The sequence below is a fragment of the Pseudonocardia lacus genome, assembly GCF_018531445.1.
GTDB lineage: Bacteria > Actinomycetota > Actinomycetes > Mycobacteriales > Pseudonocardiaceae > Pseudonocardia > Pseudonocardia lacus.
The window spans coordinates 1-8,785 of record NZ_JAHDTH010000268.1 but is presented as its reverse complement, the minus strand read 5'-3'; the positions used below and the strand labels follow the sequence as shown (position 1 = coordinate 8,785).

The following is an 8,785-nucleotide window of genomic DNA, read 5'->3' as shown; positions in this document are numbered from 1 at the left end:
CGTGTGGGGGGCAGGGGCGCGGGTCGGGCGGCGGGCAGCGGCTGGCTCCGCACGACGGGTCGCCGCGGCTGGAACGGGGGTTGGTACGGGGGCTGCTGCGGCGGGCGCCCGTGGGAGGGCAGCGGCCGGCCCTGCTGGACCGGCCGGTGCGGGGGCAGCGGTTGGCTCCGGTGGACCGGCAGCGGTTGGCTCTGCTGGACCGGCCGCGGCGGCTGCGGGCGTGCGGGCTGCGGCGGCTGCCGGTGGCCCCGGGCGTGCGGTGGCACGTACGGGGGAGCGGTCGGTACCCGTCGGTGATCGCCCATACCCCCGTTCACGGACGACGCGCCGGGCCGGTCTCGACCGACGGCACCGATGGCCGGGTTCCGCCAACTTGCGGTGCAACCGGTTGACTCCCGCCCGCCCGGCCCCGTCGAGGAACGACGTCGTGGGATCAACAAGGCCGTGGTCGATCCCCTAACGTCGTTCTCGACGGGATGTCCGGAGGTAAGGGGGCGGCTCCGACGTCCCCGGTGAGGCGCCGAGCGGCGCCGCGCGAGGAGGACGCCGACGTGAAGTACATGATCATGCTGTACGGCTCGCAGCAGGACTACGACGTGATGGCCGGGCGGCCGAGCGAGAAGCCGGCGATGTCGCCCGAGGACGTCGCGAAGATGCACGAGTACATGGGGGAGTTCCACCAGAAGCTGGCCGAGTCCGGCGAGCTGGTCGACGCCCAGGGCCTCACCGCCCCCGTGCACGCGCGGCGCGTGCGGCTCAAGGGCGGGGTGCCGGTCGTCACCGACGGGCCCTACGCCGAGACGCAGGAGGTGCTCGTCGGCTACACCGTCGTCGACGTGGTCGGCGTCGACCGCGCCATCGAGATCGCGTCCGGGCTGGTCAACCCCGCCGCCGACGGCGAGTACGTGGACGTGCGGCCGATCGTGGACGGCATCGAGGAGCTCTCGCTCTGACCGGCGGCCCGACGGGGCCGGAGGACCTGCTGCGCCGGCTGGCGCCGCAGGTCCTCGGGGCCGTCGTGCGCCGCTTCGGGCACTTCGACCACGCCGAGGACGCCACCCAGGAGGCCCTGCTGGCCGCGGCCACCCGGTGGCCGGTCGACGGCGTGCCCGACGACCCGAAGGCCTGGCTGATCACGGTGGCCGCGCGCCGGCTCACCGACCTGCTGCGCTCCGAGCAGGCGCGGCGCCGGCGCGAGGACGCGGTGGCGGCGTGGACGCCGCCGCAGCGGCGGGTCGTGCCCGGCGCCGACCAGCCGGACCGGGTCGAGCGGACCGACGACACGCTCGTCCTGCTGTTCCTGTGCTGCCACCCGGCGCTGTCGCCGGCCTCCCAGATCGCGCTCACCCTGCGCGCGGTGGGCGGGCTGGGCACCGCCGAGATCGCCCGCGCCTTCCTGGTGCCGGAGGCCACCATGACCCGGCGGATCACCCGGGCCAAGCGCGGCATCAAGGCCAGCGGCATCCCGTTCGGCCTGCCGCCGGCCGAGGAGCGCGCCCAGCGGCTCGACGCCGTGCTGCACGTGCTCTACCTGGTCTTCACCGAGGGCTACGCGGCCACCGCGGGCCCCAACCTGCAGCGCGGTGAGCTGACCGCCGAGGCGATCCGGCTGGCCCGCCTGGTGCACCGGCTGCTGCCGGCGGACCCGGAGGTCACCGGCCTGCTGGCGCTGATGCTGCTGACCGACGCCCGCCGCGCCGCCCGCACCGCCCCCGACGGGGCGCTCGTCCCGATGGCCGAGCAGGACCGCTCCCTGTGGGACGCCGAGGAGATCGCCGAGGGCGTCGCGCTGCTGACCGGCTGCCTCGGACGCGGGGAGACCGGCACCTACCAGCTGCAGGCCGCCATCGCCGCGCTGCACGACGAGGCGCCCACCGCCGAGGAGACCGACTGGCCGCAGATCGTCGCGCTCTACGAGTTGCTGCTGCGGATCTCGGACAACCCGGTGGTGGCGCTCAACCACGCCGTCGCGGTGGCGATGGTGCGGGGTCCGCGGGCCGGCCTCGACCTCGTCGACGGGCTCGCGACCGACAGCAGGCTGGCCGACGACCACCGGCCGCTCTCCGTGCGCGCGCACCTGCTCGAACGCGCGGGCGACGCGGAGGCCGCGCGTGCCGCCTACCTGGCGGCCGCCGCCCGCGCCACCAGCCTGCCCGTGCAGCGCCACCTGCACGCGCGGGCCGCCGCGCTCCCGGCGCCCGATGGCGGTGCGATCCCGGACGGGTGACGACAGCGGCGCCCGCTCGGCCCGGGACCGGTCAGGGGCCGTCGCGGTGGGAGCACTCGTCGGGCAGGAACTCGCACACCACCACCGCCGGGCGCTCGACGGGCGCGCCGGCGTCGATCGACCACGCCAGCCGGATCAGCTGGGCGTGCGACCAGGTCAGCGGGGTCGCCGAGCGGGTGCCGGTGCCGGGTTCGGCCCCGGGTGCGCCGGAGGGCGGGTCGGCGTCCCAGACCTGCTCGGCGATCATGAGGCCGTCGTTGGCGGTGGCGGCGATCGAGCGCAGGCGCGCGGCCGGGTCGCCGGTGCCGGCCAGCAGCTCGTACTCGCCGCGCTCCCCGGCGAAGATCGGCCAGGCGCGGCCGCTGGTCGCCTGCGTGTCGGGCTCGGTGACCCGCCACGGCCCGCCCGCGGCGTCCTCGCCGTAGCCGTCGTCGGTGAAGCGGTGCCAGAACCGGCCGTTCGGGGTGTCGACGCCCAGCTCGCGGTCGACGACGCCCAGGGTGTTGACGACGACGGGGTCGCCGGCCGCCCTGATCCCCAGCCGGACCAGCTCCAGGAAGCTGGGGTCGACCACGGCCCGCTGGTCGAACGTGCCGCCGCCGTCGCCGACGTTGTAGGTGGTCGCCGCGTTCGGGTCGCCGTCCTTGCTCAGCCGCAGGTAGTAGGGCTCGGCCGAGAGCGGACCGGTGGTGGTGGCCGTCCAGCCCTCCAGCTTCGCCGCCCAGTCCCGGGCCGTCGCCAGCCAGCGCTCGGCCGCGGCCGGCTCGCCCACGCGGCGGGCGAGGTCGGCGGCGCAGACCAGCCCGGCGATCTGGGCGCCGATCGTGGCCGGCGAGTAGCCGCTCTGGTTCTCCCACCGCTCCTGCGACGACCACGGAGCCGGGTGGTCGCCCGCGTAGCCGAGCAGGAAGTCCGCGCCGCGGCGGACGCGCTCGAAGGTGGCCGCGTCCGTGCGGTCGAGCTGCCAGGCCAGCACCAGCGGCAGCGCCACCTCGTCGAGCTGCAGGTCGTCCCAGGCCTGGGTGCCGTACACGTCGGAGTTCTGCGGGACGGAGCCGTCGGGGCGCTGCTGGCGCTGCAGGATGAAGTCCAGCGCGCGCCCGGCCGCGTCGCGGTCGCCGGCCGCGAGCAGCGCCGTGGCGTGCTGGTAGAGGTCGCGCGACCAGACCAGGTGGTAGCCCTCCGACGGCGACGACAGGTCGGGCACCTCCTGGCCCCACACCCACGGCATGCTCGGCGAGGCGATGAACGCGCCCGGGTTGCGCTTGTCCTCCGATGCCGCGTTCACCACGACCGACGCCCAGTACTCGTCGGCGATGTCGGCGGCGCTGCGCGGCACCCCGGACAGCCCGGCCAGGTAGTCCAACCAGCCCTGCGCGTAGGCGTCGGCGGCGGCGTCGAACCCACCCGCCAGGCTCCCGCGGGCGGCGGCCGTCGCGGCGGCGGTGTCGGCGCCGAAGCCCAGCGCGAGCAGCGCGCCCCGGCCGCCGTCGACGCCGGTGACGCCGTCGAGCCGGGCCCCGAGCACGACGTTGCCCGGCCCGGCCTCGGTGAAGGTGGCGTTCAGGACGCCGTCGGCGAGCAGGTCGGTGCGGGCGTCGCTGGTGCCGAGGTAGCCGGCGGAGGGCTCGGCCAGCGGCACGTCCGCCGACAGCGCCAGGGCGGCGCGGTCGTCGGAGGCCACCAGGTCGGGCCCGACGACGGCCGCCCGGTCGTCGTCGCCGCCGTTGGACAGACCGGGGTCGGCGATCGCGTAGACCTGGTACGGCCGACCGTCGAGCGAGGTCAGCTCCACGTCGACGAGCACCGTGCTGCGGGCGGGATCGGTGACGTAGCGGCGGGTCAGCTCCCAACCGCGGCCGGTGTCGGTCTGCTCGTAGGCGGGGACCCGGGCGTCCGGCGCGGTCGTGGCACCCGCCGTGTCGCCGGTGCGCTCGGCGGTGGTGCCGTCGGTGACCACGAACTCCAGGTCGCGCAGCGCCGGCGTGCTCAGGTCGGGGTGGTAGACCTCCGACAGGGTGCCCGGCCGCAGCGTGAACCAGACCTCGCTCTCCGGTGTCCGGGACGTGCCGAAGCCGTGCTTGTCGGCGTCGGTCCAGGTGGCCGGGGCGCCCGGTGCACCGGGCGCGGGGCCGGGCCGGGCGAGGGCCTGCGGGGTGACCAGCAGGGCGGCCGCGGTCGCCGACCCGGCGACGAGTGCGGTGAACCGGGCGGCGGGCATCGGCGGCCTCCATCGGCGCTCGACTGTCCCCGATGGCTTCCCCGTCGCCCACCGCCCACAAACACGCCGCCCTACGCCGGGCCGGTAGTGCCGTCGAGAACGAAGTTGTCGTGATCAACAGATCTTGTTGATCACTACAACTTCGTTCTCGACGGGGTTGGGTCAGGTGTCGTGCCAGCGCCAGCTGAGCTCCCTGGCCTCGGGGGGTGGGCCGGGGAGGGGGCGGGCGGGGTCGGTGGTGAGGCCGGTGAACAGCACCTCGACGTAGCGGAGCCGGATCTCGCGGGTGCGGTCGGGCGTCGGCATCCGCACCGCGGCGCAGCCGTCCAGCACCAGCGTGAGGTCGTCCACGACGATGCCCTCGCGCAGGACCGGTCGCGCCCGTTCGAACAGTTCGGTGCTCAGCTCGGCGGCCCGCATGGCGTCGGCGTCCATCTCCGGGGTGGGGGCGAAGGTGCCGGCCAGGTTGATCGTCAGCGAGTGCACGTCGGCGACGACGACCCGTTCCAGGAAGCCGCGCAGCGCTGTCGTCGGGTCGGGTTCGGCGAGGGCGGTCTCGGCCTCGGCGATGTAGCGGCGGAGCCCGTCGTGGCAGATCTTGCGCAGCAGGTCCTCCTTGCCGGGGTAGCGGCGGTAGAGGGCGCTGATCCCGACGCCGGCGCGTTCGGCCACGGCCGCGATGGGGGCCTTCGGGTCGGCCAGGAACACCTCGCGCGCGGCGTCGAGGATCGCGCCGTCGTTGCGGGCGGCCTGGCCGCGGCGCCCGGGGAGGGCGGACGGCGACGGGGTGGGCATGACGCAGGATAGCAGTGGAACGGATCATTCCGCTCTGCTAAGCTGGACCCACAGCGGAACGAAGCGTTCCGTTCTGATTGGGGGACAGGGATGACCGCCACCGAGATCACGCCGTTCCACGTCGACGTGCCGCAGGCGGCGCTCGACGACCTGGCCGAGCGCCTGCGCCGGGCGATCCGCCCGAGCGTGCTGCCGGGCACCGGCGACCGCTACGGCGTGCCGGCCGACCAGGTCGAGGCGCTGGCCGGGTACTGGCTGGAGAAGTTCGACTGGCGCGCGGTCGAGCAGCGCATCAACGCGTTCCCGCAGTTCACGACGGAGATCGACGGCGAGCGGATCCACTTCCTGCACGTCCGGTCGGAGCGCGAGGACGCCACCCCGCTGGTGCTCACCCACGGCTGGCCCGGCACGGTCTTCGAGTTCCTCGACGTCATCGAGCCGCTGACCGCGCCGCCCGCCGACCGGCCGGCGTTCCACGTGGTCGTCCCGTCGCTGCCGGGCGCGGGCTTCTCCGGGCCCACGCACACGCCCGGGTGGGGCGTCGACCGCACCGCTCGCGCCTGGGTCGAGCTGATGCACCGCCTCGGCTACCGGCGCTACCTGGCCGGCGGCAACGACACCGGCTCGATGATCTCCCCGCGGATGGGCCGGATCGACCCCGACGGCGTGCTCGGCGTGCACGTCACCCAGGTCTACTCGTTCCCCACCGGCGACCCGTCCGAGTTCGAGGGCCTGAGCGGCGAGGACTACGGCGCGCTGGCCCGCCTGCAGTGGTTCCAGGACGTCAAGTCGGCCTTCAACGTGCTGTCCAGCCAGCAGCCGCAGACCGTGGCCTACGCGCTGGCCGACTCGCCGCTGGGGCTGCTGGCCTGGAACGCCCAGCTGTTCGCCGCCGACGAGGACCCGGAGTTCGTGCTGTCGAACATCGCGACCACCTGGTTCACCGGCACCGCGAGCTCCTCGATCCGCTTCTACTACGAGTCCGCGCACGCCGACGAGCCCCCGACCGGGCCGACGACGGTGCCGCTGGGGCTGGCCATGTTCGGCGGCGACTTCCAGTCGGTGCGCCGGTTCGCCGAGCGCGACCACTCCGCCATCGTCAGCTGGAACGCCTACGACCTCGTCGCGCCCGACGCCGACAGCCGCGACCCGCACGACCACTACGCCGCCCACCAGCACACCGAGACCTGGCTGGCCGACCTGCGCGCCTTCGCCGGGCTGGTGCCCTCCGCCGCCGGATAGCCTCCAGCCGCGAAGCCTGGAAGCGCCTCCCGGCCGACCGGTCGGGAGGCGCTTCGGCGCCGGCTCTTGCCCTACGCGAGCGGGTGGCCTCGAACGTGCGAGACGAACAGTTCGGCCACCGGCACCTCGGCGTCTGGGTCGGCCTTGGCGGGGAAGTCGAACAGCCCCAGCATCAGCTGCATCGGGTAGTCCGGGCTCTGCGCGCTGGTCCGCACGACCTCGCCGTCGACGGTGAAGGTGAGCCCGTCGGGGCGCCAGTCGACGGCGTAGGTGTGGAAGGCGGAGACGTCGACGGGCAGCGGGTCGGCCGAGAACTCCTGGACCAGGTCGGGGTCGCCGAGCTGCTTCACCCCGATCCCGACGTCGGCCGAGCCGTCGCGCACGGCGTCGCCGAACACCTCGACCACGCAGATCTCCCCGGCCCTGCCCGGCGCGTCCTCGATGCCGGCCAGCCAGAACGCGAACATCGACCGCGGCGAGATCACCGCCCGCATCCGCACCTCGACGTGCCCGCGCCTGGGCGTGTAGCCCCACAGCGTCGGCTGCTCCTCGCGCACGGTCAGCCCCTCGGCGAAGGCCTGCGGGCCGTCGGTGGAGCCGACCGGGCCGCAGCGGTTGGCGGACTGGATGCACGACACCCGCAGCGGCTCGGGGTGGCGGTCGGGGCACCAGAGCGGGTGCTCGGGCGGGATCGTCAGGTGCAGCTGCGCGTCGTGCACCCGCAGGGCGGCCGCCGACTCCGCGCGCGAACTCCAGTGCGGCAGGTAGTAGGGCACCCAGACCCGGGGGTCGAGCCCGTCGGTCACGAACTGCTCGTCGAGCTCGGTGCTGGACACGCGCCGGATGCTAGGCCCCGCAACCCGCTGGAGCCGTGCGCCGTGCGGGGCTACCGTGCCGGGCATGCGCCGAGATTGATGCCGGGCCCGTGCTCCTCCCGGTGGTGGTGAGCCCTCCGCCCACCCCCCCACCGACAGGAGAAGACCGTGTCCGACCCGTTCTCCCCGAGCGCCCACTTCCGGGCGTTCGGGTTCGTCGTGCTGCGCGGCGCCATCGCGCCCGCCGAGCTCGACGCGCTCACCCGCGAGTCCGACCGCGCCATCCGCGACGCCACCGGCGACCGTTACCGCGACGACGCCGGCGGCACCTCCAACGGGCACTACATCCCGGCCACCGGAGAGCGCACGCCGGTCAGCGCCGCGATGGTCCGTCGCCTCGCGCCGGCGCTGGAGCGGCTGGCCGGGGTGGCGCTGCTGCCCGCGGTCGTCGAGCACAACCTGCTGTTCGACCAGGTCGGCTGGCACACCGACACCGCCCACGCGGTGCCCAGCCTGCACGCCGTCGCCTACCTGGAGGAGCTCGACGAGCGCAGCGGCGCGCTGCGCGTGCTGCCCGGCTCCCAGCACCTCGACGAGAGCGTGCTGCGCGAGGTGCTGCAGGGGCAGCCGTTCCGGGACGACGCCACCTGGCGGGCCGCCGTCGCCGCCGTCCCGGCGCACGCCATCGCCTCCCGCCCGGGCGACGTCATCGTGTTCGACGAGCACCTCTGGCACGCCAGCCACGGCGGGCGCGACCGCCACCAGTGGTCGGCGTCGTTCGTGCTCGACCCGCGGCGCCCGGCGGAGGAGCTCGCCGTGCGCCGGTACCTGGCCAGCCAGTTCGACGCCGGCGCCGAGCTCGACTACGACCCCACCCACTACCCCTGGTACGGCTGCGGGCTGCGCGACGGCTGCCCGCCGCGCTGGTACGCCCAGCTGCGGCGGCTCGGCGCGGTCGCGGCCGCCGACGCGGAGCAGTGGGGCGCGCGGGGGTCGGGCCGCGCCGGGGAGGCGCCGATGACCGCGGAGTAGGACCTCGTCTCAGAACTCGTGTTGGACCGGGCGGCGCAGGTTGATCAGGACCAGCCCAGGGTGATGAGCGGGGCCAGGGTGCGCCTGACCCCCGAACTGCTGCAGGACCGGATCGACGAACTGGTGGCCGGCGCGGCCGAGATCAGCCGCCGGATGGGCTGGTGCGGCGGCTGACCCGGTACGCAGCAGTTCACGGCCTCCGGCGCACAGTCGCTCGGCGGCCGAATTGATCATGCGCCCGCCGATCTCGCAGCCCTGGCTGGGTGCTCACAGCCCGCCGGCGGGCTGCGAGCACCCAGCCCGCGCTGCGGCACCCACCCGGCGCTGCGAGGACACCCCCACCCGGCGCTGCGGCACCCACCCGGCGCTGCGAGGACACCCCCACCCGGCGCTGCGGCACCCACCCGGCGCTGCGAGGACACCCCCACCCGGCGCTGCGACACCCACCCCGCG

7 protein-coding genes are annotated in these 8,785 nt (G+C 75.0%); 4 read left to right on the top strand and 3 right to left on the bottom strand.

Annotated features, from left to right (window positions below; genetic code table 11):
* The first annotated feature begins 512 nt into the window (after window positions 1–512).
* The gene (locus KIK08_RS34970) at window positions 513–953 is read left to right on the top strand and encodes a YciI family protein (protein WP_308258085.1); all 441 of its coding nucleotides are present in this window, start codon (window positions 513–515) and stop codon (window positions 951–953) included.
* Complete coding sequence (locus KIK08_RS34965) at window positions 950–2,227, top strand: RNA polymerase sigma factor (RefSeq protein WP_214407605.1); 1,278 nt, start codon at window positions 950–952, stop codon at window positions 2,225–2,227. Before KIK08_RS34970 ends, KIK08_RS34965 begins: the two co-directional genes overlap by 4 nt.
* Window positions 2,228–2,258: 31 nt before the next feature.
* On the opposite strand, the gene KIK08_RS34960 is transcribed toward KIK08_RS34965, so the two are convergent.
* Window positions 2,259–4,448, bottom strand: a complete 2,190-nt coding sequence (locus tag KIK08_RS34960) for a glycoside hydrolase family 15 protein (protein WP_214407604.1) — start codon at window positions 4,446–4,448, stop codon at window positions 2,259–2,261.
* A 162-nt stretch (window positions 4,449–4,610) separates the two neighbouring features.
* Window positions 4,611–5,243 (bottom strand): TetR/AcrR family transcriptional regulator, encoded by a 633-nt coding sequence (locus KIK08_RS34955; protein WP_214407603.1) that lies wholly within the window; start codon window positions 5,241–5,243, stop codon window positions 4,611–4,613.
* 90 nt (window positions 5,244–5,333) lie between these two features.
* On the opposite strand from KIK08_RS34955, the gene KIK08_RS34950 reads away from it, so the two are divergent.
* Window positions 5,334–6,485: an epoxide hydrolase family protein gene (locus KIK08_RS34950; RefSeq protein ID WP_214407602.1), complete on the top strand. Its 1,152-nt coding sequence runs from the start codon at window positions 5,334–5,336 to the stop codon at window positions 6,483–6,485.
* 71 nt (window positions 6,486–6,556) lie between these two features.
* Here KIK08_RS34950 and KIK08_RS41255 read toward each other — a convergent pair whose 3' ends face one another.
* Window positions 6,557–7,321, bottom strand: coding sequence for a glycoside hydrolase family 16 protein (locus KIK08_RS41255; RefSeq protein ID WP_214407601.1), 765 nt, complete (start codon window positions 7,319–7,321; stop codon window positions 6,557–6,559).
* Between the two features lie 147 nt (window positions 7,322–7,468).
* Between KIK08_RS41255 and KIK08_RS34940 the strand changes: the two genes are divergently transcribed.
* The gene (locus KIK08_RS34940; protein ID WP_214407600.1) at window positions 7,469–8,332 is read left to right on the top strand and encodes a phytanoyl-CoA dioxygenase family protein; all 864 of its coding nucleotides are present in this window, start codon (window positions 7,469–7,471) and stop codon (window positions 8,330–8,332) included.
* The last annotated feature ends 453 nt before the right edge of the window (window positions 8,333–8,785 follow it).

What these genes read in the sequence shown, in the direction of transcription:
- KIK08_RS34950 (WP_214407602.1), top strand. Translation starts at nt 5,334, where the DNA reads ATGACCGCCACCGAGATCACGCCGTTCCACGTCGACGTGCCGCAGGCG.
- KIK08_RS34960 (WP_214407604.1), bottom strand. Translation starts at nt 4,448, where the DNA reads ATGCCCGCCGCCCGGTTCACCGCACTCGTCGCCGGGTCGGCGACCGCG.
- KIK08_RS34955 (WP_214407603.1), bottom strand. Translation starts at nt 5,243, where the DNA reads ATGCCCACCCCGTCGCCGTCCGCCCTCCCCGGGCGCCGCGGCCAGGCC.